22 protein-coding genes and 1 tRNA gene are annotated in these 23,968 nt (G+C 64.3%); 11 read left to right on the top strand and 12 right to left on the bottom strand.

Annotation, left to right across the window (positions count from 1 at the left end):
- Positions 1-88 precede the first annotated feature (88 nt).
- From FJV43_RS32845 to FJV43_RS32830, 4 genes are all read left to right on the top strand, one after another.
- Positions 89-1,918, top strand: coding sequence for an IlvD/Edd family dehydratase (locus tag FJV43_RS32845; RefSeq protein WP_239623117.1), 1,830 nt, complete (start codon positions 89-91; stop codon positions 1,916-1,918).
- A gap of 123 nt (positions 1,919-2,041) precedes the next feature.
- The gene (locus FJV43_RS32840; RefSeq protein ID WP_239623116.1) at positions 2,042-2,773 is read left to right on the top strand and encodes an SDR family oxidoreductase; all 732 of its coding nucleotides are present in this window, start codon (positions 2,042-2,044) and stop codon (positions 2,771-2,773) included.
- A gap of 18 nt (positions 2,774-2,791) precedes the next feature.
- Complete coding sequence (locus FJV43_RS32835; RefSeq protein ID WP_239623115.1) at positions 2,792-3,538, top strand: SDR family NAD(P)-dependent oxidoreductase; 747 nt, start codon at positions 2,792-2,794, stop codon at positions 3,536-3,538.
- Positions 3,539-3,563: 25 nt separating this feature from the next.
- Complete coding sequence (locus FJV43_RS32830; protein ID WP_239623114.1) at positions 3,564-3,911, top strand: hypothetical protein; 348 nt, start codon at positions 3,564-3,566, stop codon at positions 3,909-3,911.
- Positions 3,912-3,927: 16 nt separating this feature from the next.
- Here FJV43_RS32830 and FJV43_RS32825 read toward each other — a convergent pair whose 3' ends face one another.
- Positions 3,928-4,809 carry a DMT family transporter gene (locus FJV43_RS32825; RefSeq protein ID WP_239623113.1) on the bottom strand — a complete coding sequence of 294 codons (882 nt, stop codon included), beginning with the start codon at positions 4,807-4,809 and terminating at the stop codon, positions 3,928-3,930.
- Positions 4,810-4,895: 86 nt separating this feature from the next.
- Here FJV43_RS32825 and FJV43_RS32820 point away from each other — a divergent pair, with 86 nt between their 5' ends.
- The 3 genes from FJV43_RS32820 (at position 4,896) to FJV43_RS32810 (ending at position 6,999) form a co-directional block, all read left to right on the top strand.
- Positions 4,896-5,762, top strand: a complete 867-nt coding sequence (locus tag FJV43_RS32820) for a LysR family transcriptional regulator (protein ID WP_239623112.1) — start codon at positions 4,896-4,898, stop codon at positions 5,760-5,762.
- Between the two features lie 75 nt (positions 5,763-5,837).
- Positions 5,838-6,518, top strand: coding sequence for a site-2 protease family protein (locus FJV43_RS32815; protein ID WP_239623111.1), 681 nt, complete (start codon positions 5,838-5,840; stop codon positions 6,516-6,518).
- 58 nt (positions 6,519-6,576) lie between these two features.
- Entirely contained in the window at positions 6,577-6,999 is a 423-nt protein-coding gene (locus tag FJV43_RS32810; RefSeq protein WP_239629718.1) for a hypothetical protein, read from the top strand.
- On the opposite strand, the gene FJV43_RS32805 is transcribed toward FJV43_RS32810, so the two are convergent.
- The 6 genes from FJV43_RS32805 to FJV43_RS32780 form a co-directional block, all read right to left on the bottom strand.
- Positions 6,987-7,799: an energy transducer TonB gene (locus FJV43_RS32805; protein ID WP_239623110.1), complete on the bottom strand. Its 813-nt coding sequence runs from the start codon at positions 7,797-7,799 to the stop codon at positions 6,987-6,989. The two genes, FJV43_RS32810 and FJV43_RS32805, sit on opposite strands and share 13 nt — an antisense overlap.
- 9 nt (positions 7,800-7,808) lie before the next feature.
- Complete coding sequence (gene exbD / locus FJV43_RS32800) at positions 7,809-8,267, bottom strand: TonB system transport protein ExbD (RefSeq protein WP_061876817.1); 459 nt, start codon at positions 8,265-8,267, stop codon at positions 7,809-7,811.
- Between the two features lie 3 nt (positions 8,268-8,270).
- Positions 8,271-9,236, bottom strand: a complete 966-nt coding sequence (exbB, locus tag FJV43_RS32795; RefSeq protein ID WP_239623109.1) for a tonB-system energizer ExbB — start codon at positions 9,234-9,236, stop codon at positions 8,271-8,273.
- Positions 9,233-9,922, bottom strand: a complete 690-nt coding sequence (locus FJV43_RS32790) for a Fe2+-dependent dioxygenase (protein ID WP_124158752.1) — start codon at positions 9,920-9,922, stop codon at positions 9,233-9,235. The genes exbB and FJV43_RS32790 overlap by 4 nt, the downstream gene beginning before the upstream one ends.
- Positions 9,923-9,924: 2 nt before the next feature.
- Positions 9,925-12,327, bottom strand: a complete 2,403-nt coding sequence (locus tag FJV43_RS32785) for a TonB-dependent receptor (RefSeq protein ID WP_239629716.1) — start codon at positions 12,325-12,327, stop codon at positions 9,925-9,927.
- A 200-nt stretch (positions 12,328-12,527) separates the two neighbouring features.
- Positions 12,528-12,767, bottom strand: a complete 240-nt coding sequence (locus FJV43_RS32780; RefSeq protein WP_027571757.1) for a hypothetical protein — start codon at positions 12,765-12,767, stop codon at positions 12,528-12,530.
- Between the two features lie 379 nt (positions 12,768-13,146).
- Here FJV43_RS32780 and FJV43_RS32775 point away from each other — a divergent pair, with 379 nt between their 5' ends.
- The 3 genes from FJV43_RS32775 to FJV43_RS32765 all read left to right on the top strand — a co-directional run bounded on the left by FJV43_RS32775 (position 13,147) and on the right by FJV43_RS32765 (position 18,090).
- Positions 13,147-14,313, top strand: coding sequence for an efflux RND transporter periplasmic adaptor subunit (locus tag FJV43_RS32775; RefSeq protein ID WP_239623108.1), 1,167 nt, complete (start codon positions 13,147-13,149; stop codon positions 14,311-14,313).
- Positions 14,310-17,456, top strand: coding sequence for a multidrug efflux RND transporter permease subunit (locus FJV43_RS32770; protein ID WP_194387847.1), 3,147 nt, complete (start codon positions 14,310-14,312; stop codon positions 17,454-17,456). Before FJV43_RS32775 ends, FJV43_RS32770 begins: the two co-directional genes overlap by 4 nt.
- A 64-nt stretch (positions 17,457-17,520) precedes the next feature.
- Positions 17,521-18,090, top strand: a complete 570-nt coding sequence (locus tag FJV43_RS32765; RefSeq protein WP_239623107.1) for an invasion associated locus B family protein — start codon at positions 17,521-17,523, stop codon at positions 18,088-18,090.
- 13 nt (positions 18,091-18,103) lie between these two features.
- Here FJV43_RS32765 and FJV43_RS32760 read toward each other — a convergent pair whose 3' ends face one another.
- On the bottom strand, positions 18,104-20,392 hold the full coding sequence (locus tag FJV43_RS32760; protein WP_239623106.1) for an arylsulfatase: 2,289 nt from the start codon (positions 20,390-20,392) through the stop codon (positions 18,104-18,106).
- A 108-nt stretch (positions 20,393-20,500) separates the two neighbouring features.
- On the opposite strand from FJV43_RS32760, the gene FJV43_RS32755 reads away from it, so the two are divergent.
- Positions 20,501-21,172: a TetR/AcrR family transcriptional regulator gene (locus tag FJV43_RS32755; RefSeq protein ID WP_239623105.1), complete on the top strand. Its 672-nt coding sequence runs from the start codon at positions 20,501-20,503 to the stop codon at positions 21,170-21,172.
- Positions 21,173-21,189: 17 nt separating this feature from the next.
- Here FJV43_RS32755 and FJV43_RS32750 read toward each other — a convergent pair whose 3' ends face one another.
- The 4 genes from FJV43_RS32750 to FJV43_RS32735 all read right to left on the bottom strand — a co-directional run bounded on the left by FJV43_RS32750 (position 21,190) and on the right by FJV43_RS32735 (position 23,959).
- Positions 21,190-21,552 (bottom strand): DUF1428 domain-containing protein, encoded by a 363-nt coding sequence (locus FJV43_RS32750; protein ID WP_239623104.1) that lies wholly within the window; start codon positions 21,550-21,552, stop codon positions 21,190-21,192.
- A 169-nt stretch (positions 21,553-21,721) separates the two neighbouring features.
- Positions 21,722-21,795: transfer RNA gene (locus FJV43_RS32745), tRNA-Gln, on the bottom strand.
- Positions 21,796-22,026: 231 nt separating this feature from the next.
- On the bottom strand, positions 22,027-22,929 hold the full coding sequence (rnz, locus tag FJV43_RS32740; RefSeq protein ID WP_239623103.1) for a ribonuclease Z: 903 nt from the start codon (positions 22,927-22,929) through the stop codon (positions 22,027-22,029).
- Positions 22,930-22,975: 46 nt separating this feature from the next.
- Positions 22,976-23,959: an antibiotic biosynthesis monooxygenase gene (locus FJV43_RS32735; RefSeq protein WP_239623102.1), complete on the bottom strand. Its 984-nt coding sequence runs from the start codon at positions 23,957-23,959 to the stop codon at positions 22,976-22,978.
- Positions 23,960-23,968 lie beyond the last annotated feature (9 nt).

The raw sequence follows: 23,968 nt of genomic DNA, 5'->3' as shown, positions 1-23,968 counted from the left end.
AAGGCAGATCATCGCTCGCGCCGTTGGGCATCGCACATGCCGACGCCATGAGACGGACGCCAGTGCGTTTGCATTGCAGGAGAAACCAATGACAAAGAAACCAACCAATGGGCATGCCGCCGGCAGCAACGGTTCTCGCCGCCACCTTCGCTCGCAGGAATGGTTCAACAACCCGCACAATCCGGGCATGACCGCGCTCTACATGGAGCGGTACCTGAATTACGGCCTCACCCGTGCCGAGTTGCAGTCCGGCAAGCCGATCATCGGCATCGCCCAGACCGGCAACGATCTCTCTCCCTGCAATCGCCACCACATCGAGCTCGCCCATCGCGTCCGCGAGGGCATCCGCGAAGCCGGCGGCATCGCGATGGAATTCCCGACCCACCCGATCCAGGAGACCGGCAAGCGCCCGACCGCGGCGCTCGACCGCAACCTCGCCTATCTCGGCCTGGTCGAGGTCCTCTACGGCTATCCGCTCGACGGCGTCGTGCTCACCACCGGCTGCGACAAGACCACGCCGGCCTGCATGATGGCGGCGGCCACCGTGAACCTGCCCGCGATCGTGCTGTCGGGCGGCCCGATGCTGAACGGCTGGCACAATGGCGAGCGCACCGGCTCCGGCACCATCGTATGGAAATCGCGCGAGCGGCTCGCGGCCGGCGAGATCGACTATGAAGAGTTCATGGAGATCGTGGCCTCGTCGGCACCCTCGGTCGGCCACTGCAACACGATGGGCACCGCCTCGACCATGAACGGGCTTGCCGAAGCGCTCGGCTTCTCGCTGCCGGGCTGCGCGGCGATCCCCGCCCCCTATCGCGAGCGCGGCCAGATCGCCTACGAGACCGGAAAACGCATCGTCGAGATGGTCTGGGAAGACCTGAAGCCCTCGGACATCCTGACCCGCAAGGCGTTCGAGAACTGCATCGTGATCAACTCGGCCATCGGCGGCTCGACCAACGCGCCGATCCACATCAACGCGCTGGCCCGCCACATCGGCGTCGAGCTCTCGATCGAGGACTGGCAGAAGGTCGGCCACGACGTGCCGCTGCTCGTCAACATGCAGCCGGCCGGCTTCTATCTCGGCGAGGAATTCCACCGCGCCGGCGGCGTGCCGGCGGTGGTGCGCGAGCTGATGAAGCACAAGCGCATCCATGAGGATGCGGTCACGGTCAACGGCCGCGGCATCGGCGAGAACTGCAAGAATGCGCCGGAGCCCGACAACGACGTGATCTGGGCGTACGACAAGCCGCTGGTGAAGGATGCCGGCTTCCTGGTGCTGAAGGGCAATTTGTTCGATTCCGCGATCATGAAGACCTCCGTGATCTCCAAGGAATTCCGCGACCGCTATCTCAGCAACCCGAAGGATCTCAACGCCTTCGAGGGCCGCGCCATCGTGTTCGAGGGTCCGGAGGACTATCACGCGCGGATCGACGATCCCTCGCTCGACATCGACGAGCGCTGCGTGCTGTTCATCCGCGGCACCGGCCCGATCGGCTATCCCGGCGGCGCCGAAGTCGTGAACATGCAGCCGCCGGCGGCGCTGATCAAACGCGGCATCCTGTCCCTGCCCTGCATCGGCGACGGCCGCCAGTCCGGCACCTCGGGCTCGCCCTCCATCCTCAATGCTTCGCCGGAAGCCGCCGCCAATGGCGGTCTTGCGATCCTGAAGACCGGAGACAAGGTGCGTATCGACCTCAACAAGGGCAGCGCCAACATCATGATCTCGGACGAGGAGCTGAAGAAGCGCCATGCCGAGCTCAGGGCCAATGGCGGCTTCAAGCATCCGCCGAACCAGACGCCGTGGCAGGAGATCTACCGCAACACCGTCGGCCAGCAGTCGACGGGTGCCTGCATGGAGCTTGCCACGCGTTATCAGAATGTCGCCGGCACGTTTGGCGTGGCGCGGGATAATCACTAGGCCAAGTGCGCGTAGCCCGGGTGAGCGAAGCGACACCCGGGACCCCGCTTCCGGATATCGCGCTCGCGCGCTCATCCGGGCTACGGCACTGACAACCAAATTCAAGGTGAGGAGAACAGCAAAATGGCAGACCGCCTCAAGGGCAAGCGCGCCGTCGTCACGGCTGCTGCGGCAGGCATCGGGCGCGCATGCGCCATCGCATTCGCGCGCGAAGGCGCAACCGTGATCGCCACCGACATCAACGAGGCCGGAATCGCGAGCCTGACCAAGGAAGGCATCGCCGAGGTCGCCAGGCTCGACGTCCGCAACACCGCCGACGTCAACGCCTTTGCCAAGCGCATCGGCAAGATCGACATCCTGCTCAACGCGGCGGGCTTCGTGCACCACGGCACCATCCTGGAATGCTCGGAAGAGGATTTCGACTTTTCGTTCGACCTCAACGTCAAATCGATGCACCGGACCATCAAGGCGTTCCTGCCCGACATGCTCGCGGGCGGCGGCGGCAGCATCGTCAACATCTCGTCCTGCGCGGCGCTGCGGCCGCCGGCCAACCGCTACGTCTACAGCGCCTCGAAGGCGGCGGTGTCGCTGCTGACGCGCGCGGTCGCGCTCGACTTCATCACCAAGGGCATCCGCTGCAATTCGATCTGCCCCGGCACCGTCGAGACGCCCTCAATGCTCGACCGCGCGGCAGCCCAGGGGCCGCAGGGCAAGGAGATGTTCATCTCCCGCCAGAAGATGGGCCGGCTCGGCACCGCCGAGGAGATCGCGTCCATGGCGGTCTATCTCGGCAGCGACGAGAGCGCCTTCACCACCGGCGTCGATCTGGTCGTCGACGGCGGCTACATGCTCTGACGCTCGGGAGCAAATCTCATGAACAAGATCGATCTCAACGGCCGCGTCGCCATCGTCACGGGCGGCGCTCAGGGCTTTGGCCGTGCCATCACCGAGCGCTTTGTCGCGTCAGGCGCCAAGGTCGCGATCTGGGATTTCGACGCTGCACTCGCCGAGAAGACGGCGAAAGAGATTGGCGGCGAAACAAAAGTCTTCAAGGTCGACGTCACCGACACCGCGGCCGTCGAGCAGGCGCGCGACGCCACGCTCGCCGCCTTCGGCAAGGTCGACATCCTCGTCAACAATGCCGGCATCGCCGGCGTCAACAAGCCGGTCTGGGAGACCGACCTCGAGGAATGGCGCAAAGTGCTGCGCATCAACCTCGACGGCCCCTTCATCGTCTGCAAGGCCATCGTGCCCATTATGCTCAAGCAGAAATACGGGCGCATCGTGAACATCGCCTCGATCGCCGGCAAGGAAGGCAATCCCAACGCGGCGCATTATTCGGCCTCCAAGGCCGGCCTGATCGCGCTGACGAAATCGCTCGGCAAGGAGTTGGCCGCACATGACATCCTGGTGAATGCGGTGACGCCGGCCGCGGCCAAGACCGCGATCTTCGACCAGATGACGCAGCAGCATATCGACTTCATGCTGTCGAAAATCCCGAAAGCGCGCTTCGTGCTGGTGGAGGAGCTCGCCGCGATGGTGAGCTGGCTCGCGTCGGAAGATTGCGCGTTCTCGACCGGAGCGGTGTTCGACATCTCCGGTGGACGCGCGACCTATTGAGGAGCGCCATGATCCGGGAAGGTGGATGCCTGTGCGGCGCGTGCGGTTCGAGGCGGAGGACGAGCCGCTCAACGTCCGCATCTGCCATTGCAATGAGGAGAGCTTGATGGAGTTCTATTGGGAAGCCAAGGACGACAAGTGGTTCCTGCGTCCCGCCGTCGAGGCGCCACAGCAGGCTCCTATCACCGTCGAGCAGGAGGACTGGTATTGGCTCGTGAAGATCGGTGGTCGTCCTCTCAATTTCCGCTTCACGGGTCTGATAGGAGCGAGGCAAAGCGCTTGGGAGTACGTCAAGCGCTACAGTCACATGCACTATGGCATCAAGTCGGTCACGCTGCGGTCGATTGAGGAGCCTTCGCGATCAGTCTCATGATGACCATCGAGCTTGTTCATCGCCTGCCTTTGCCCGCGGTCGTCGCGATCCAGATCCCGGCAAACACCGCGACGACGCCGGCCGCCAGATTCCAGCGCAGCGGCTCGTTCAGCAGCCAGGCCCCGACCAGCGATGCCGTGACCGGATTGACCGTCACCGAGATCGCGACGCGCGTCGGCGTCGTCCGCTCCAGCGCGAAGGCCCAGAGATAGAAGGTCAGCGCTGCGCCGAAGGCACCCAGATAGAGGGCTCCCACCCACTGCGGCAGCCCGAAGCCCGCGACGGGCGCAAAACTGCCGCGGATGGACGAGAGCAGGATGAGGCAGGCCGCGCCGGCCGCCATGCTCATGGTCGTAAAGGCGATCGGACTGGAGCGCCGGATCAGCGGCTTCGACCAGATGCCGTACAGCGCCATGCACAGTGCAGCCGCCATCATCAGGAGATCGCCGCGCCAGGCGCCCGACGGGGCTGAGGTCAGGTCGGACAGAAGCGCCGCCGCAACGCCAAGGGTCGCGATCACGACACCGACCGATTTGCGCCAGGTCAGGGCTTCGGCGCCGAGCGCAGCCGCGATCACGAGCGACAGCAAAGGAAGCGTCGACAGAGCCAGCGCGCCGCGCGCGGCGGTCGTGAAGATCAGCGACGCGTTGAACAGGATCGGAAACAGCGCGAAGAACAGGATGCCGAGCGCGACGGCGGCAGCCCAGTCCCCTCGCTTCGGCCAGCGATCGCCGCGCAGCAGCGCCAGCGGCAGCAACAGGAGAAAGCCGATGCCGAACCGGAACGAGCCGATCGCGAGCGGATCGATGCTTCCCACGAGATAGCGCGTGGCACCAATGGACGTCCCGCCCAGCGCGCTCGACAACACGGCGGCAAGAACGCCGAGAACCTCGCCCACGATTCCTCCCGATGGCTTTCGGTCAGCATAGGAGACGCGCCGAAACGGGGAATGGAATTTCCGTCATGCCAGGATAAATTTCCGTCATGACCGCGTCCGATCTCGACCCCGACCTTCTGAGGGCCTTCCTCGCCGTTGCCGATCATCGGTCGTTCACGCGCGCGGCCGCGATCCTCAACCGCACCCAATCGGCGGTGAGCGTCCAGATCAGGCGCCTCGAAGAGCGGCTGAACGTCAGGCTGTTTCACCGCACAAGGTCGGGCGTGGCGCTGAGCGCGGCCGGTCACGAGCTGCTCGTCTATGCAAGACGGCTTCTCGACCTCAATGCAGAAGCGGTCGATGCGCTCCGCCTGCGCAAGCCCGATGCCGTGGTCCGTCTCGGCGTGATGGACGATTACGGCACGATCGTCATTCCGCCATTGCTGGCGCATTTTGCCAGAAGCCGTCCGGAGATCCGGGTCGAGATCGAGACGGGGCTGACGGCGACGATGCCGGCCCGGCTCGGCGAAGACTATGACCTTGTTATCGCCATGCATCCGGAACGAAGCGGCAATGGCGAGCTGCTGCGACGCGAGCACGCAGTCTGGGCCGCAGCCGCGTCATATTCAGCCGGGGCGCAGCACTCCACGCTCCCCGTCGCACTCTACCCGCCGGGCTGCCTGTTCCGCCAGTGGGCCACTGAGGCCCTCGATGCCGCCGGCCGCCCGTGGCGGCTCGCCTTCGTCAGCCGGAGCCTCGCGGCGGTGGAAGCGATCGCGGTGCAGGGCCTCGCGATCACGGTCGTGAAGGCGGGCATTCTGCCCCCTCGCCTGCGCGTTCTGTCCGAGCGCGACGGCCTGCCGCCGCTGCCGGCGGCGGATATCCGCCTCCACCGCGCGCGCAACCTGTCGCGTCCGGCGGCACTGCTGGCGGATCATTTGCAGCGGGCAATTTCGGAATCGGGCGCCATATAACAGTAGATCGTAAAGGGTTGTGGCCCTATACGGCCTGCTTTGCAAAGCGCGCGTGCGAACCGGGACGGACGAGCCGTGAACATCTCCTTCTATGATCTTTCCGTCTGGGTGCTGCCCCTGGTGCTCGCGATCACCTTTCATGAGGCCGCGCACGCCTTCGTCGCGGACCGGCTCGGGGACAATACGGCCTCGCAGCTCGGCCGCGTCAGCTTCAACCCGCTTCGGCATATCGATCCGTTCGGCACCCTGATCCTGCCCGCGATGCTGCTATTCGCGCATTCGCCATTCCTGTTCGGCTATGCCAAGCCGGTGCCGGTGAACTTCCGCAAGCTGAACAACCCAAGGCTCGACATGGTCTGGGTGGCGCTGGCCGGGCCCGTCACCAACATCCTGCTGGCACTGGCCGCGGCCCTCGCCTTCCATGCCCTGCCCCTGGTGCCCGCGAGCTCGGCGAAATGGGTTGCGGACAACCTGAAGAATGCCCTCGTGATCAACGTGATCCTGGCCGTGTTCAACATGATGCCGATTCCGCCGCTCGATGGCGGGCGCGTTGCGGTCGGGCTGTTGCCCCGCCCCCTCGCCGCGCCGCTGGCCCGGCTCGAGCCGTTCGGTATGCTGATCCTGATCAGCCTGTTGATCCTGCTGCCGCTTGCGGGTTCGCAGTTCGGTCTAAATCTTGATGTTATTTCAGCAATACTGCGAACGTTGACCGGTTATGTGATTCAGGCTGTTCTGTTTCTGACCGGCAACGTTTAGTTGAACACAACACTCCCACGCCGAAGGGCCAGAGGCCGACTTGGTCAAAGCTGCCGATATGCTGATCGCGCGACGCGCCGACACCCGTGCCCGCGCCGATTTTGCCACCTGGAACATGATGGCCAAGCTCAACGGGGCGTCCGCGCTGCCACCTGAGGCCCAGGAGTTCCTCGCCAGCTACAGGAATCTGCTGACGCAGATGAGCGAGAACGAGGCCAGCGAAGCCACCATCGGCGCGATCTACAGGGCCTATTATGTCGAGATGGGTGGCGCCGGATCGCCGCCCGACGTCCGCACCCGTCCACCTGAACCAGCGGCGGACAATGTTACCGCCTTCCGCCGGCCGGCGCCGAAACCGAAGAAGGCCGCCTCCTTCGGGGCGGCGGCATTCGCTGGAAGCCAGAAACGGCCGCTCCCGGTAGCGCTGATCTTTGTGTGCCTGGTCGTGGTCTATGTCGGGATCCGGCTCTACTGGCGCTGAGCCGTCTTTTTCTTCTTCGCGTCCGGCGGAGTGAAGATGATGTCGACCGTACGTTCGAACCGGTCTTCGGTCAGTCCGGCGGGCGGCTGCGGGATGGGATCGGACTTGCGGACGATCGACACCGCCGCCGCATCGTAGGCTCCGTCCCCCGACGACTCCACGACATCCACCGACAGCACGTTGCCCTTCCGGTTGATGGCGAAGCTCACCTTGACCTTCTGGTTATTGGGCACTTTGCCGTCCGGATTGACCTTGTGCAGCGCCAGATGCGCGCTGATCTTGCGGTTCCAATCGGCCGTCAGCTTCAGGATGTCCTTGCCGATACCGATGACGGGCGCCAGCGCCTTCTCGGCCTCGCGAGCATCCTCCTCAAGCGTCTGCCGCGCGGTCGCAACCGATTTCGGCGAGGCTTCGGCGGCGGGAGTCTCGACCGCCTGAATCTTCGGATCGTCCTCCGTCGGCTTCTTCGCGTTGTTCTCGGTCACGACGCGGTCGGGATCCTCGACCTCCTGCGACAGATCCTTTGGAAGCTCCGTCTCCTTGGTCTCGGCCTTCTGCTCGGGGAGCGCCTGCTGTTCCTGCATCGCTTCGCTGTCGGGTCCGGGCGGCAGATCGGTTTCGGGCGCCTTGGGCGATGCCATTTCCACGGCGAACTCTGCACCGTTGGCACCAAGGCCGTCGCCGTCATCGTCGGTGCGCAAATGGGCCAGCGCGAGCGCAGCACCACCCAGATGGAGCGCGAGCGCCGCCACTGCCGCCAAGATCCAGAGCTTTCGCGATGGTCTGAGTTCGTCCGACATGGCGGGCCTCTAAGGCTGAGCGGCGCCTGGCGCAGGCGCCCCAGGCGCGCCTTCCAGCGCGACCAGTTTCACCCGCGTATAGCCGCCTGAGCGCAAGAGCTCCATAACTCCCATTAATTCGCCATACGGCACCGAACGATCGGCGCGCAGGAACACATACTTATCCTTGCTCATGTCGGACAGGCCGTCGAGGGTGCCGATCAACTCGGCCCGGTGAACCGGGTTCTCTCCGATCGCGAGCGTCAGATCGGGCTTGATGCTCAGATAGGTCGGCTTGTCCGGCTTCTTCTGCGGCGTCGCGCTCGACGTCGGCAGATCGATCGGCAGGTCGACCGTAGAGAGCGGCGCTGCGACCATGAAGATGATCAGCAGCACCAGGATGACGTCGATGAACGGCGTGACGTTGATGTCATGCGTCTCCGAGAAATCGTCGTCTTCGCCGTCGTTGTCTGCGAGCGAAACACCCATGGTTCACTCCGCTGCGCGCGAATGCACGCTGCCGTGGCTACGGTCGAGATCGCGCGAGAGCAGCCGGCCCGCCGCGCCCGAGGCGCGGCTGACGAGTTCGAGATAGCCCTTCGTCACGCGCGAAAAATGGTTGTAGATGATGACGGCAGGAATGGCGGCGACGAGGCCGATCGCGGTGGCGAGCAGCGCTTCGGCGATGCCGGGCGCGACCACGGCGAGGTTCGTGGTCTGCGACTTCGAGATTCCGATGAAGCTGTTCATGATGCCCCAAACCGTGCCGAACAGGCCCACGAAGGGCGAGGTCGAGCCGATGGTCGCAAGCACGCCCATGCCGATCCGGATGCGCCGCTGTTCCGCGCGCACGATCTCGGAAAAGCTGGAAGCCGCGCGCTCCTTGATGCCGGCATCGCTGGACAAGCCGGCCGACATCCGCGCCTCGCGCAGCGCTGCCGCCAGGAAGGACGGCAGGATGCCCTGCTTGGTGCCGAGGGCCATCTGCGCTTCGGCGAGCGAGCGCGCCTCCGCAATCTTCTTCAGTGCCGAACGAAGCTTGGTGGAGGCGACCGAGAGCTCGATCGACTTGGCAATGAAGACAGTCCAGGTCATCAGCGAGGCGAAGGCGAGCCCGATCATCACCGCCTTCACGATGACGTCCGCCGACATGAACATCACCCAGGGCGACAATTCCTTCATGGCCGGCGCGACGGCGGCCGCATCGGGCTTTGCGGTCGTCGAAACGGTGGCCGCGGGAGGCGCCGTGGGAGCGGCTGGCGTCGAAGCCGAAGGCGCCGGCGCTGCGGGCGTGGAAGCTCCTGGCGCCATCGGGGGCGGGCCGGCCGGGGCCGGCTGCGCCACCGATTGCGCCGGTACCGGGGGGCTTTGTGTCTGGGCAGAAACGGGGGATGCGAGCCAGATGGCCGCCAGCATCAAAGCTGCGGCAAGGCTTGCTTGGAAGGACATCGTCTTCATACTTCGGCCCAGTAGCGAATGAGGTTGTGATAGATACCCGTCAATTTGACCGTTTCGGGATCGTCACGCCCGAGCCGTTCCACCAGCGCCTGTATCGCGGTGTCGAGGTCAAAGATCATGCTCCGAGCTTGATCGTCCCGTATCATGCTCTGAAGCCAGAAGAAAGACGCAACCCGCGTTCCCCTAGTCACGGGGGTAACCAGATGAAGGCTGGTCGAGGGATAGAGCACGCAGTCCCCGGCTGGCAACTTGACCTCGTGCGAACCATAGGTGTCCTCGATCACAAGTTCGCCACCGTCGTACTCCTCCGGTTCGGCGAGGAACAGCGTGACCGACAGGTCCGTGCGGATGCGAAGGCCGGTCAGGCGGTCGCCGCGGATCGCATTGTCGACGTGCAGGCCGAAATGATGGCCGCTGCTCGCCGCATAGCGGTTGAACAGCGGCGGGAAGATCTGCAGCGGGATCGCTGCCGCAATAAAGCGCGGGTTCGAGGTCAGCGCCGAGATGATGCGGTTGCCGAGCTTGCGCGCGACCTCGCTGTCCGGCGGCAATTGCTCGTTGCGCTTGACCATCGCCGACTGCGCGCCGGCGGTGGAGCGACCGTCCTCCCAATCGCTGACGTCCATGATGCGGCGGAAATCCGCCACATCATCCTTGCTGAGAACGCCAGGCAGGCAGGTCAACATGATCAGAACTTCGCTGTCGTCACGACGTAGAACGCCCGTCCCGGCGCAACCGCCACGAACGGAACGTTGCTGCGATAGAACGAGTCGTAATAGAGCTTGTTGGTCAGGTTCTGCGCGTAGAACTTCATGGTCCAGTTCTGGTCGATCTTTTTCTCGACGAACGCATCGAAGCGCCAGTAGCTTGGCAGCTCGTTGGTGTTGGCCGCGAACGTGCCGCCATAGACTTTTGAGCGGTAGACCGCCTGCCCGCCGAGTTCCCACCCCCCGTCAAACTTGTACTTGGTCAGCATGCTGAACGACTGGTGAGCGATGTTCGCAAGCTGCAGTCCGATATTCGAGGCGACGCCGCTCTGCGTGACCTTCGACTGCATCAGCACCAATCCGCCGAAGATGCTCCAGCGATCGGTGATCTTGCCCTCCGCCTCGATGTCGATGCCTTGGATCCTGTAGGCAGCACCCGATGTGAGCAGGTTGTTGACGGTCTCGCGCGCGTTGTCCTTGGTGGTTTGGAACAGCGCACCGGTCACCAGCAAGTGGCGATCCGCAAGCTCCCATTTGGTGCCGAGTTCGATCGCCTTGTTGCGCTCGGGCCCAAGCAAGATGGTCGAGTTGGGGGGAACGCCGCCGTATTCGGTGCCGGTCGCATCCAGCTCCGACCCGAACGGATTGGCCGAAGTTGCGTAGGCGGCATAGACGCTGCCGATCGACATCGGCTTGTAGACCACACCGACGTTGTAGTTCACGAGATCGGAATTCTGCTTCACATAGTTCGGACTGTTGTTCGACGCGCTTTGGCTGTAGCCGTCATAGCGGACACCGCCATTGACGATGATCGTGTCCTGCCAGTTCGCGGTGTCCATGACATACACGCTGCTGGTGTTGACGCCATAGCGAGTCGGATTTCCAAGCAGCGACGGCGTGCCGAAGGGAATGTTGGTGTACTGCGGGGAGTAGAGATTGACGTTCTGGACGGCACCGTTGCTCGTGAAAGCGGAGCCGGACAGTTCTGACGCGAGGCCGGCATAGCGGTCGATCGAGATGTTCTCGTTCGAATATTCGACGCCGAACACCGCAGTGTGCTTGACCCCGCCGGTGTCGAGCTTGAACGTGGCCTCGTTCTGGTTGGCCCATACGTCCACGTTCTGGTAGCGGCTCTGAGCGCTCGCCGTCGTGGTCCAGAGCAGCGGATTGGGGCTGGTCGTATTCGGATTCTGCGGCAGCGTGCCGATATAGTTGAGCAGCGAGTGCTCGCCGCGCACCTTGCTGGTCAGGGTAATGGCCTCGTTGACCTTGTACTCGATGATGCCGGTGCCGAAATCCTGCCGCGCGGTCTGGAAATCGCGGTTGAGAAAGCCGTACCAATTGCCACGCGGAATGCCCGCCGAGGTCACCGGCACGTTGCCCTGCTTGTAATAGGGCACGCCGAAATCGGGATAGCCGCTGAGATCGGTATGGACGTAGTTCGTCGTGATCTTGATGTCGTTGGTGGGGGTGTACTTGGTCGAGATGAAGCTGCCCCAGCGATTGTCGGTGACGTAGTTGCGTCCGGCGACGTTGGCATCCTGGAACAGGCCGCCCGTGCGCACCGAGAAGGTCGGATCGATGACCTGGTTCACGTCGAGCGTGACGCGCTTGGTCATGTCGGTACCGAACTCGGTGTCCATGCGCTTGAAGTTGACGTCGCCCGCCTGCTTGGTGACGATGTTGATGGCACCGCCGGCGGTGCCCCGGCCGGCATAGGAGGAGGCCGGGCCGCGCAGAATCTCGATCTGCTCGGTGAAGAAGTTCTCGCGGATCGAGACGGCGGGATCGCGGATGCCGTCGATGAAGACGTCGTTGCGCGCGTCGAAGCCGCGGATGAAGAAGCGGTCGCCGAACGCGTTGCCGCCCTCGCCCGAGCCGAGCGTCACACCCGCGGTCGAGCGCCCGATCTCCTTCAGCGTCGTGGCGTTCTTGTCCTCGAGCACCTCCTTGCTGAGTACCGTGATGGACTTGGGCGTGTTCAGCATCTTCTCGGGAAACTTGCCCGAGGCCTGCACGTGATCGACCTTGTAGGGCGCCGCCGGATCAGCATAGGGATTGCCGTCAGGCGCGCCGGACGGCGTCGTGGGAGCCGTCTGCTGCGCGGTCTGCTGGCGCTGTGCGGCGCGACGAAGCGCGTTGCGGGCGCGGACCTGTTCCGGCGAGGGCTTCGATGCCGCCGGCCGCGGACGCTCGACCGGCGCATCGACCGTCACCGGCGGCAGGTTCGACTGCTGCGCTTGCGCGCCGCCCGACACCGACGCCACCGCGATCAAGCTCGCAACCGCCGAAACCTTCTTGCCGGAAACGCCCGCGAATTTCTCATCCACCAGATCGAATGCTGCGACCGAACGCAACGACTTCGGTGCGACCACCTGCCCCATTACCAAACGCCCCATAATCCTGTTCGCTCATTCACTTCGACGAACGATGGCTGTTGGTATCGGCCACAAAATAGCGGGTCAATGCGAGCCGCTCGCGAGAACCCTTGAATCAATCCAGATCAAAGCGATTCTAAACTGCAGTTTGAAATCGTTCTAAAACGAGATTGGACTCGTTCTAAAGACAACGCGGACGTTCGCTCTCAGTCGCTGCTCGGCGGCTTCATCAGTGAGAACAATTCGTCGACCGTCTTCTGCGCGACGGCGCGCACGCGATCGGTGCTGTCCATGCCGGCGATGTTGACACCGTTCACGACGGCTTTGATCTCGTCGCGAAAGTCGGTGAGGAAGCGCAAGGGATCGCGCTGCTCGTTGGCGACACGCGCGATCAATCCCGTGATCAGAATCTGACAAGCGATCAGCTTGCCGTTCAGCTCGTCCATCCTGCGCTCCATTCGTGGCGGCGCCGATATGAACGATGCCGAAATCCCTGACAACCGAAACGGCCTCCACGCAATTTAGAACCGCTCTCGTGACTGATCCGAACCAGTACTGAGCGCGGCGCCATTCGGCCCGAGCACACCGCTATCGGTACTGCGCAAGAGGCGGAACGCCGGTCGGTCGCGCCCGGAAAAATGCAGCCCTGCACAGCGCGGCGCCAGAGCACTGCCCAGGGGGTGCAAAGCTTTCCAATTGTTTAGGTTTCTGAACCGATAGTGCTGTTTACACTGGAACTTGGCGTGTATTATACAAGCGTGCTGGAACCGTATGATTGGCCCCATAATTCATAAGCGTAGGGCACAAGAGCCGACACGAGACGATATGAAAAAGTCCCGGCCGATCCTCTGGATTTTGATCATCGCGGCCGTGGCCTCCGCAGGTTACTATGGATGGCAGAGATTTGGCTCGGCCGGACAGACCCAGACAGCACAGAAGGCGTCGCCCCGCCCGTCCGCTATTCCCGTCAGCGTCGCACCGGTCCAGAAGACCGACTTCCCGGTCTATCTGACCGGTCTCGGCACGGTTCAGGGCTTCAACACCGTCCAGGTCCGCAGCCGGGTCGACGGCCAGATCATCAGGCTCGAGTTCAAGGAGGGCCAGATCGTCCAGCAGGGCGACCTTCTGGTCTCGATCGATCCCCGGCCCTATCAAGCCGCGCTTGACCAAGCCAAGGCCAAGAAGGCGCAGGACGAGGCAAACCTCGCCAACGCCAACCTGGAGCTCCAGCGCGCCGTGAAGCTCGGCGAATTCGCAACAACACAGCGGGTGGATGCCCAGCGCTCCACCGTCGCGCAGCTCACCGCGCAGATCGCCGCCGACGAAGCCGCGATCGCCAACGCCCAGACCCAGCTCGACTACACGCAGATCAAGGCACCGATCACCGGTGTCGCAGGGCTCCGCCAGGTCGACATCGGCAACATCGTCAACGCCTCGACCCAGACGGGCATCGTCATGATCTCGCAGGTCGAACCGATCGCCGTGATCTTCACCGCTCCGGAAGACCAGCTCCCCTATATCACCGAAGGCCAGAAGGCCGGCGCCCTGAAGGTGATCGCCTTCACGACCGACGGCAAGAAGACGCTGGCCGAGGGCAAGCTCGCGGTCATCAACAACCAGGTCGACACGACCAGCGGAACGATCCGTCTCAAGGCGGTGTTCGAGAACAAGGACCACGCGCTGTGGCCGGGCCAGTCGGTTTCGACGCGGCTCCTGGTGCGGACGCTGAAGGATGCGACCGTTGTTCCTGATGATGCGGTTCAGCATTCCACCAACGGCCTCTACGCCTATACGGTCAATCAGGACAACAAGGCCGAGGTTCACAAGGTCAAGGTCAGCTATGGCATCGACGGACGTTCGGTCATCGAGGAAGGCTTGAGCCCGGGCCAGCAGGTGATCGTCGGCGGCCAGTTCAAGGTCCAGCCCGGAAGCCTCGTGTCGACGGCAGTGGCAAGCTCCGATCCGGCCCAGAGCAAGGTACGACAGGAATGACCGAAGGCGGGATTTCGGCACCTTTCATCCGTTATCCCATCGGCACCTCGCTGCTGATGGCGGGGATCCTCTTCGTCGGTCTCGTCGCCTATCCGCTGCTTCCGGTCGCGCCGCTGCCGCAGGTGGACTTTCCGACCATCCAGATCACCGCCAACCTGCCCGGCGGCAGCCCCGAGACGATGGCCTCGTCGGTGGCGCAGCCGCTGGAGCGGCAGTTCGCTCAGATCCCCGGCATCGCGCAGATGACCTCGACGAGCTATCTGGGCACGGCGTCGATCACCATCCAGTTCGACCTCAACCGCAACATCGACGGCGCCGCGAATGACGTCCAGGGCGCCATCAACGCTGCCAGCGGCCAGTTGCCCAAGAACCTGCCCTCGCCCCCGACCTACCGCAAGGTCAACCCGGCCGACGCGCCGATCCTGCTATTGTCGGCGACATCAGAGACTCTGCCGCTGACCAGCGTCAGCGACGCGGTCGACGCCCAGCTTGCCCAGCAGATCAGCCAGCTCTCGGGCGTCGCCCAGGTCTTCATCGGCGGCCAGCAGAAACCCTCGATCCGCATCCAGGTCGACCCGGCGAAACTCGTCGCCAAGGGCCTGTCGCTGGAGGACGTGCGCAGCCAGATTGCGATCACCACGGTCGACAGCCCCAAGGGCAACATCGACGGCGAAAAACGCGCCTACACGATCTACGCCAACGACCAGCTCACCCAATCGAAGGACTGGAACGACGTCATCATCGCCTATCGCAACGGCGGTCCGTTGCGGATTCGCGACATCGGCCGAGCGGTCAGCGCCGCTGAAGACGCCAAGCAGGCGGCCTGGGCCAATGGCAAGCGCGGCGTCTTCCTGGTGATATTCAAGCAACCGGGCGCCAACGTCATCGAGACCGTGGACCGGATCAAGGCGACCTTGCCCCGCCTCGTGGCCGCAATCCCGCCCGCCATCAAGATCGAGCTCATCAGCGACCGTACCACGACCATCCGCGCCGCGGTCGAGGACGTCCAATTCACGCTGCTGCTGACCATCGCGCTCGTGGTCATGGTGATCTTCATTTTCCTGCGCAGCTTCTGGGCGACGGTCATTCCCACCGTCACGGTTCCGCTGGCGCTGCTGGGCGCGTGCGCCCTGATGTGGCCGGTCGGCTATTCGCTCGACAATCTGTCGCTGATGGCACTCACCATTGCGGTCGGTTTCGTGGTCGACGACGCCATCGTGATGCTCGAGAACATCACCCGCTACATCGAGGAAGGCGACTCGCCGATGGAGGCCGCCTTCAAGGGCTCCAAGGAAATCGGCTTCACCATCGTCTCGATCAGCATCTCGCTGGTCGCGGTGCTGATCCCGCTGCTCCTGATGGGCGGCATCATCGGGCGCCTGTTCCGCGAATTCGCCGTGGTGCTGGCGATGACCATCTTCGTTTCGATGTTCGTGTCGCTGACCCTGACGCCGATGATGGCCTCGCGCTTCCTGCGCGCCCATGGCGAGGTGCAGCACGGCCGCTTCTATCAATGGAGCGAGCGCGCCTTCGACGCGATGCTGCGCGGCTACGAATATGTGCTCGATCACGCCCTTGCCTGGCGGCGCACCACGCTTGCGATTTTCTTCGTCACGCTCGGACTGTCGATCTACCTGTTCGTCCTGATCCCGAAAGGCTTCTTCCCGCAGCAGGACGTCGGCCTGATCACCGCCACCTCGGAAGCCTCGCAGGACATTTCGTTCAAGGAGATGACCCGGCGCCAGGAGGAGCTCGGCAAGATCATCATGGCCGATCCCGACGTTGCCAGCGTTGCCATGTCGATCGGCGGCAGCGGCCGCGCCGGCAACAACGGCAACCTGTTCATCACGCTGAAACCTCGCGATCAGCGCGAGGCCTCAGCTCAGCAGATCATCGCGCGGCTGCGTCCGCAGTTCGACAAGGTCGAGGGCGCCCGGCTTTACATGCAGGCGGCCCAGGACGTGCGGCTCGGCGGCCGGCCGACGCGCACGCAGTTCGAATTCACGCTGCAGGACGCCAATCTTGACGAGCTCAACGAATGGGCGCCCAAGATCCTCGCCAAAATGCAGACCCTGCCGGAGCTGCGCGACGTCGCGACCGACCAGCAGACGCAGGGCACAACGGTGCAGCTCAAGATCAACCGCGACACCGCCGCCCGCTACGGCATCCAGCCGCAGCTGATCGACGACACGCTCTATGACGCCTTCGGACAGCGGCAGGTCACGCAGTATTTCACCCAGCTCAACACCTACAAGGTCATTCTCGAAATCCTGCCGGAGATGCAGGGCAATCTCGACAGCTTGAACAAGCTCTATCTGAAATCGCCGTTGACCGGCGACCAGGTGCCGCTGTCGACCTTCGCAACCTGGACCACCGACCCGGTCCGTCCGCTCTCGATCAGTCATCAAGGCCAGTTCCCATCGATCACGATCAGCTTCAACCTGGCGCAAGGCGTGGCGCTCGGCCAGGCCACGGAGGCGGTGCAGCGGGCAATGGCCGATCTCGGCGCACCGCCGACGCTGAACTCCAGCTTCCAGGGTACCGCGCAGGCGTTCCAGCAGTCGCTCGGCACCGTGCCGCTCTTGATCCTCGCCGCCCTCGTCGTGGTCTACCTGATCCTCGGCATTCTCTACGAGAGCTACATCCACCCGATCACGATCCTGTCGACGCTGCCCTCGGCCGGCGTCGGCGCGCTCGCAATCCTGATGGCAGCGGGTTTCGACTTCAGCCTGATCGCGCTGATCGGCATCATCCTGCTGATCGGCATCGTGAAGAAGAACGGCATCATGATGGTCGATTTCGCGATCGCCGCCGAGCGCGACGAGCACAAGACGCCGGAGGAATCGATCCGCCAGGCCGCGTTGTTGCGTTTCCGCCCGATCATGATGACGACGATGGCCGCGCTTCTGGGCGGCGTGCCCTTGATGCTCGGTCACGGTACCGGCGCCGAGATCCGTCAGCCGCTCGGCTACGCCATGGTCGGCGGCCTGATCGTCAGCCAGGCGCTGACGCTGTTCACCACGCCCGTGGTCTATCTCTATCTCGACAAGCTCAACAACTGGTTCGCCACCTGGGGCCGTTCGGGCGACGGCGAAGGCGACGAGGCCCCCGAGCACGGCAGCGTCAAGGAAGCCGCCGAGTAAGCTTGCGCTGCGGCTTCCGCGACGCTACAGCGAGGCCCCCGTTTCACGCCAGCGCAGTTTCGCCATGCTCATGCAATCCAGACTTGTCGCCCTTGCCGCAGCTGTCTTGTTGTCAATTGGCGCGGCGCATGCCCAGCAGGGCGCCAAGAGGAACACCGCGCCCCCTGCCCCGGCCACACAGCCTTCGCCTGCCCCGACGCAATCACAGGCGGACGGCACTCCCGGGCAGTCCGGCTGGATCGTCCGCTGCACCAGCGCCAGCCGCGATGCGCCGCTCGAATGCGCGATGGAGCAGAACGCGGTGCTGACCAAGACCGGCCAGACCGTCCTCCTCGTCAACATCCGCATCGCGCCCGACACCCGCACGCCGGTGGCGCTGCTGCAATTGCCGCTTGGCCTCAACCTTCCCATCGGCGCCAAGCTCCAGGTCGACGAGGGCAAGACGGTCGATCTCCAGATCCAGACCTGCGAGAACCGAGGCTGCTACGCCTCGACCCCGGTCACGCCGGACCTGCTCGCCGCCTTGCGGTCAGGCAAGCAGCTGAAGGTCTCCTTCCAGAACATGGCCAAGGAGACGATCGCGATCCCGATGCCGCTGGGCGATTTCTCGGCCGCTTACGACAAGATCAAGTAACGGGCTCCTTCCGTTATTGCCGCGCCATCTGCGCGTTGCCGACCGCATCGCCATCGAGCTTCTGGTCGTCGTGCATGGTGACCGTGACGCGCAGCAGACGTCCCTCGTACTCGAACGGCGCCTCGTAATCCGACACGGGGCTGCCACGGTCGCGCCCGATGTCGAGCCCGGACCACGAGATCAAGGTGTGGAAGCCGAGCTGGGTCTGGAGCGAACCTGCCGGCTCGCCGTCGATCAGCAGCGTGTATTCCGAGACACCCGTGCGCGCGCCCTTCGCGGGCGCCTCCTTGCGCACGAGCCGTTCGACGTGAACGCCGAGACGCCGCGCGCCCGGCGGCACCTTGCGGTCCGAACGCACGATCTGGTGGCTGCCGCCGATGTTGAGATCGTGCACGAGATGGCCGCCCTTGACGAAGAGGCTGTAGCCCGACGTCGCATCGCCGTGTGAGAGCAGCACGCCGTCTGCGCCTGCCTCGCCCACCTCGACATGCGCCTCGATCGCGTAGCTGCGGCTGCGCACATCGGGCGCCACGTCGGTCGGCACATGCCCCATCCCGGCGTGGAAGACGAAGCGGCGGCGCGCGCCGTGGAAGCGCGCGGCATTCTCCGCAAAGCGCGGCCCGAAGCGATCGTCGAGCGGCAGGACCTTGTGCTTCTCGGCTTCTTCCCACCATGCCGCAACCATCCGGGCAAGGCGCTCCGGCTCCTTGGCCGCGAGGTCGTTGGTCTCGGAGAAATCCGCATCGAGATGGAACAGCTCCCATTTGTCGTTCTCGAACGGCGTGCCCGAGGGATGAAAGGCGACGGCCTTCCATCCGCCGTGCCAGAGCCCGCGATGGCCGAACATCTCGAAATATTGCGGCGAGCTCTTCGAGGGGGCCGACGCTTCCGTGATTGAGCGCGCAAAGCTCTCGCCTTCCAGCGGCATTTGCTGGCAGCCCGCGATGGTCGCGGGGGCCTCGATGCCGATCAGCTCCAGCAGCGTCGGCGTAAGGTCGCAGGCATGGACGAACTGGTGCCGCAGCTCGCCTCGGCTTGCGATCTTCTTCGGCCAGCTGATCACGAAGGGATCGCGGATGCCGCCGCCATGGGTGTTCTGCTTGTAGCGGCGCAGCGGCGTGTTCGAGGCCATCGCCCAGCCATGCGGGAAATTGCTGTGCGTGTCGGGCCCGCCGATGTCGTCGATGCGGCTGAGCTTTTCAGCGACCGGCTCCGGCTTGAAGTTGAACGGTCCCATTGCGTTGACGAAGCCGAGCGGCCCGCCCTCCTGGCTGGCGCCATTGTCGGACATCACGATGATCATGGTGTTGTCGCGGATACCGGCCGTCTCCAGGAACGAGACGAGACGGGCGAGATGCCGATCGGAATGGTCGAGCATGCCTGCGAAGGCCGCTTGCAACCGCGTGAAGACCCGGCGCTCGTCGGCGGAATGCTCCTCCCAGGCCTTGACGCCGTCATTGCGCGCCGGCATCCGCGTTGCTTCCGGCACCAGCCCCATGGCTTTCTGGCGCGCCATCCGCTGCGCGCGCTCGACGTCCCAGCCGTGCGCGAAGGCGGCGTCGTAGCTCATGATGATCTCGGCCGGCGCCTGGTGCGGCGCGTGGCAGGCGCCGAGCGCGACCCAGGTGAGCCAGGGGACATCCGGACGGTCGGCATGGTGATCGCCGATGAAGCGGATGGTCTGGTCGATCAGATCCTCGGTCAGATGATAACCCTCGGCATAGGTGCCCGGCGGATCGATATGCGTGTTGTCGGAGACGAGCTCCGGCGCATACTGGTCGGTCTCGGCATCGAGGAAGCCGTAGAAGCGGTCGAAGCCGCGCCCGAGCGGCCAGCCGTCGAATGGACCGGTGGCGCCGCTCTCGGTCAGCGGCGTGACATGCCATTTGCCGACCATGTAGTTGCGATAGCCGTGCACACGCAGCATCTCGGCGAGCGTCCCCGCCTCGCGCGCGATCTTGCCGCGATAGCCGGGATAACCGGAATCGAAATTGGCAAGACAGCCAACGCCGACCGAATGGTGGTTGCGCCCGGTGAGCAGCGCCGCGCGCGTGGTCGAGCACATGGCCGTGGTGTGGAAGCCGCTGTAACGCAGGCCCTCCGCCGCGAGCTTGTCGATGGTCGGCGTCCTGATCGCTGAGCCATAGCAGCCGAAATCGGAGAAGCCGACATCGTCGAACAGCACCACCAGGATGTTCGGCGCGCCCTCGGGCGGTTTCACGGCCTCCGGCCACCAGGGTTTCGAGTCCGCGACCGTCTTGCCGACGGTGCCGCGGAACGGCGCGGTGCTGCCTGCGCTCATTTGCTCCTCCCTGTTCGACGCCCGGCGGACGCGGTTGACCCGCAGCTTGCCCGGACCTAAAATTATAATCAGAATTATGATTATGAACCAAGCCCGATGCAAGCACGGATGAGGCCACGTCCAGAGCCCGAGCTTCGCGACTTCGACCTGCCCGGCGTCACCCCATCGCGGCAGAAGCGCAGCCGCGAGACGACGCTGGCGCTGCTGCGCGCCGGTGCCGACATGCTGCGGACGCGCAGTCTTGCCGAGCTCTCGATCGAGGGGCTCTGCACCGCGGTCGGCGCCACCGTCGGCGCCTTCTACAGCCGTTTCGAGAGCAAGGAGGCCTATTTCAACGCCCTGATGGCGCTGGCCGCGCGCGACGGCGAGCAGCGACTCGGCGAGATCAGGCGACCGTCGCCGGATTCAAGCCTCGACCAGCTCTGCCAGATCATCGTCAGCGGCATCGTGTCCTGGATGCGCAGCCACGAGGGCGTGCTGCGCGCCGCGCTTCAACATGACGACACCCGCCCGGACAAATGGACGCCGTTCAAGGCGCTCGCCCAGGCAACCACGATGCGCGCCACCCCTCTCCTGCTGCCGGCCATGGACAGGGGCCGCAAAGCGGCAAAAACCCGCGCCATCGCCTTCGGCTTCCAGGTCGTGCTGGGCACGCTGGTGAACGCGATTCTCAACGATCCCGGGCCGGTGTCGCTTGCGTCGAAAGAGATGGACACGCGGCTCGCCGGCTGCCTGTCGCTGTTGCTCCAGGCGGAGGTCGGTCATCCTGCCGCGAGATAGGCCTTCCGCACCTGCTGTCAGCCAACGATGTCGTTCGCCCGGAGCAGCGTGGTGAAGCCGCCATAGATCATGCGCTTGCCATCGAACGGCATGCCCTCGAACTTCATCCGCGGGTCCTCCATCACCTTCTTGTTGATGGCATCGCGGGTCTCCCGGTCGCGGTAGACGATCCAGGCGAACACCACGACCTCGTCCTCTTTCGCCATCACGGCGCGCGGAAACGAGGTGAGCTCTCCGTAGGGAACGTCGTCACCGATGCATTCGACATAGTCGAGCGCGCCGTGCTCCATCCAAATCGCGCAGGCAGTCGCCGCGAGCGCCTTGTAGGCCTCGAGCTTGTCCTTCGGCACGGCGAGAATGAAACCATCGACATAGGGCATCAGGGATCTCCTTGGGTTGTACGGCCCAAGGACGATACTGCGCGCGGCGATCCGACCCGGAAATGCGAATGCGAGTGAGGCAAAGCGTCGCGAGCGCGACGCGGCCGATCAACTGGGCAAATCCTGGTCGGGAGGACAGGGAACTTCACATTGGAAGAGGGCCGGGAACTGGCTGGGGAACCTGGATTCGAACCAAGACAAACAGAGTCAGAGTCTGTTGTGCTACCGTTACACCATTCCCCACCGAAGCGCTTGAAATCGCTAAGCTTTCTTCGGAAGTTCCGCAAGGCCGGCTGACGTTCTGCAAATCAGCGCTCGCAGGCCGCTCATATAGCCGCGCTGACCTTCGGGGTCCAGTCCTTCTGTGAATATCGTCGCGTGTTCTCGCTGCGTTCGCGCCCGAGCGAAACGTCTCGCTGCTCCTCCTCAGCCTGTCTTGGCGTCAACCGTGGCCAAGCCCTCGCGACGGGTTGATCAGACGACGATGCGGTCGAAGTCCGCGGCGATCCGGGTGCTCGGGAAGATCTTTGCGGCTTCGGCGAGAATCTCCTCGTCTTCGTAGCGTCCCGACAGATGCGTCAGCATGAGCTGCCCGACGTTGTTCGTGGCTGCAAAGGAAGCTGCTTCTGCCGCGGTGAGGTGGCCATAATTCCGCGCGGTCGGCGCGTCGCGATCGAGAAACGTCGCCTCGATCACCAGCATGTCGGCGTCGGCAACGTATTGCGACAGCCCCTCGGTGGTTTCGGTGTCGCCGATCACGACGAGCTTCGTGCCGCCGCTCGGCGGGCCCAGGACGTCTTCCGGGTCGACGGTTCGGTTGGCAAGCACGATCGGCCGGCCCGCGGCCAATTCGCCGCGCAAGGGACCGTCGGGGACACCAAGCGCTTTGAGGCGATCAGGCCGAAGACGACGGCGCGCGGGGCTCTGGAACACGAAAGCAAAACTGTCGGTGTCGCGATGGCGAACCGGAAAACAGTCGATGGTGAATTCACCGGCGTCGATGACCTGTCCTTCGGTCAGCGGCGCGAACTCGACCGGGATCGGTGCCCTGCCCGCGCCCCACAGGCCTGCGAGCATCCGGATGACGATGTCGAGCGTTCCTTCCCCGCCGTGAATTGTCATCACGTCGGAGGTCTGCCGCAAGCCCAGCGTCGAGAAGAGGCCGGGGATGCCGAGCATGTGATCGAGATGCGCGTGCGTCAGCAGCATGCGGTCGAGCCGCCGAAAGCCGGCGCCGCTGCGCAACAACTGGCGCTGCGTGCCCTCGCCGCAATCAATCAGGACACGCTTGCCCGCGGCCTCCACGAGGAGCGCCGGATGGTTGCGCTCCACTGAAGGAACGCTTGCCGATGTCCCGAGAAATGTCAGGGCGAACATTTATCATGAGCCGAGAAGGTGGTCGAGGCCGCCCGTCCGGCCGGCCTCACCGTCCCCAATGCCACGTGAGCAGCAGCGCGTACAGGGCCATCGACGCGACGTAGAGCGCGGCAAGCAGTGCGTAGCCCGCGATCTGGCGACCGAGCGTCGCCGTCGGCCTCACCCACCAGTCGAGCGCCCTGAAGGCGGCTGGCACCAGCCACCAGCCGAGCAGCTGCGTGCTGACGAGATTGCCGACAAAAAGCGACAGCCAGACCGGCACGCCGTTTCTGTCGATCAAGGGTGCGCTGATGAAGTAGCCCCAGAGATAGACCACGGGATAGAGCACCAGGAGGACGATCAGGTTGCTCTTCCAGATGAATGCCGGCCCTTGCTCGGGAGCCGGCGTCTTGCCGGTCGGGAACCAGAAATTGAAGCCATAGCTCGCCCGCTTCACGTTCATGCCGGCGTTGAAGCGCTCGCCTTCCTTGAGAAGGGTCTGTCGCAACGGCGAGTCGAGCCACGCATTGAGGTTGGCATCAGAGTCGAACGACAGGATGATGATCCATTCGTCGTGCAGGCCCGGAATCGGCCGCTCGATCTTGTGCCGCAAGAACCCCTTGAACTCGGCCTCCGCCGCCTGGATGCGCTGCTGCCATTTCAGGAACGCATCCTCGAGCCCATCAGGGACTTTGAACGAGATGACGGCCGAGACCGCGCTGTCGCGCTGAACGCCGGTGTCGGGCAGGATATGGACGTCCTCCGAACCGACGAAGAAGCGCTGCACTTCCACGATGAGTCGTGCCCGCACGTCGCTCTGGAGCCACGCGCGTGCTGCGGAGGGGCTGGCGAAACGCAGGATCGTCACCCAGTCCACATGCGCCGGCGGTTGCGGCGGCACCACCTCTTGGCCGAGAAAGCCGGGCCATGCCTTGAGCACCTCGCCGACCTCGCCGTTCCACCGTGCGAACGCAGCAAAGCCATCGTCGGCAATGCGCCGTTGGATGACGAGGGCGACCGGCTGGCCGGCCGCGTCAGGAGTTGCGCTCATTGGCAGCCG

The organism is Bradyrhizobium sp. I71, from assembly GCF_022354745.1.
GTDB classification, from domain to species: Bacteria; Pseudomonadota; Alphaproteobacteria; order Rhizobiales; family Xanthobacteraceae; genus Bradyrhizobium; species Bradyrhizobium liaoningense.
The sequence above is the reverse complement of the archived record's forward strand: the minus strand, read 5'-3'. Positions and strand labels throughout refer to the sequence as shown.

What these genes read in the sequence shown, in the direction of transcription:
- FJV43_RS32845 (WP_239623117.1), top strand. Translation starts at nt 89, where the DNA reads ATGACAAAGAAACCAACCAATGGGCATGCCGCCGGCAGCAACGGTTCT.
- FJV43_RS32840 (WP_239623116.1), top strand. Translation starts at nt 2,042, where the DNA reads ATGGCAGACCGCCTCAAGGGCAAGCGCGCCGTCGTCACGGCTGCTGCG.
- FJV43_RS32835 (WP_239623115.1), top strand. Translation starts at nt 2,792, where the DNA reads ATGAACAAGATCGATCTCAACGGCCGCGTCGCCATCGTCACGGGCGGC.
- FJV43_RS32830 (WP_239623114.1), top strand. Translation starts at nt 3,564, where the DNA reads ATGCCTGTGCGGCGCGTGCGGTTCGAGGCGGAGGACGAGCCGCTCAAC.
- FJV43_RS32820 (WP_239623112.1), top strand. Translation starts at nt 4,896, where the DNA reads ATGACCGCGTCCGATCTCGACCCCGACCTTCTGAGGGCCTTCCTCGCC.
- FJV43_RS32810 (WP_239629718.1), top strand. Translation starts at nt 6,577, where the DNA reads ATGCTGATCGCGCGACGCGCCGACACCCGTGCCCGCGCCGATTTTGCC.
- FJV43_RS32805 (WP_239623110.1), bottom strand. Translation starts at nt 7,799, where the DNA reads ATGTCGGACGAACTCAGACCATCGCGAAAGCTCTGGATCTTGGCGGCA.
- exbD (WP_061876817.1), bottom strand. Translation starts at nt 8,267, where the DNA reads ATGGGTGTTTCGCTCGCAGACAACGACGGCGAAGACGACGATTTCTCG.
- exbB (WP_239623109.1), bottom strand. Translation starts at nt 9,236, where the DNA reads ATGAAGACGATGTCCTTCCAAGCAAGCCTTGCCGCAGCTTTGATGCTG.
- FJV43_RS32790 (WP_124158752.1), bottom strand. Translation starts at nt 9,922, where the DNA reads ATGTTGACCTGCCTGCCTGGCGTTCTCAGCAAGGATGATGTGGCGGAT.
- FJV43_RS32785 (WP_239629716.1), bottom strand. Translation starts at nt 12,327, where the DNA reads ATGGGGCAGGTGGTCGCACCGAAGTCGTTGCGTTCGGTCGCAGCATTC.
- FJV43_RS32780 (WP_027571757.1), bottom strand. Translation starts at nt 12,767, where the DNA reads ATGGACGAGCTGAACGGCAAGCTGATCGCTTGTCAGATTCTGATCACG.
- FJV43_RS32775 (WP_239623108.1), top strand. Translation starts at nt 13,147, where the DNA reads ATGAAAAAGTCCCGGCCGATCCTCTGGATTTTGATCATCGCGGCCGTG.
- FJV43_RS32770 (WP_194387847.1), top strand. Translation starts at nt 14,310, where the DNA reads ATGACCGAAGGCGGGATTTCGGCACCTTTCATCCGTTATCCCATCGGC.
- FJV43_RS32765 (WP_239623107.1), top strand. Translation starts at nt 17,521, where the DNA reads ATGCTCATGCAATCCAGACTTGTCGCCCTTGCCGCAGCTGTCTTGTTG.
- FJV43_RS32760 (WP_239623106.1), bottom strand. Translation starts at nt 20,392, where the DNA reads ATGAGCGCAGGCAGCACCGCGCCGTTCCGCGGCACCGTCGGCAAGACG.
- FJV43_RS32755 (WP_239623105.1), top strand. Translation starts at nt 20,501, where the DNA reads ATGAGGCCACGTCCAGAGCCCGAGCTTCGCGACTTCGACCTGCCCGGC.
- FJV43_RS32750 (WP_239623104.1), bottom strand. Translation starts at nt 21,552, where the DNA reads ATGCCCTATGTCGATGGTTTCATTCTCGCCGTGCCGAAGGACAAGCTC.
- rnz (WP_239623103.1), bottom strand. Translation starts at nt 22,929, where the DNA reads ATGTTCGCCCTGACATTTCTCGGGACATCGGCAAGCGTTCCTTCAGTG.
- FJV43_RS32735 (WP_239623102.1), bottom strand. Translation starts at nt 23,959, where the DNA reads ATGAGCGCAACTCCTGACGCGGCCGGCCAGCCGGTCGCCCTCGTCATC.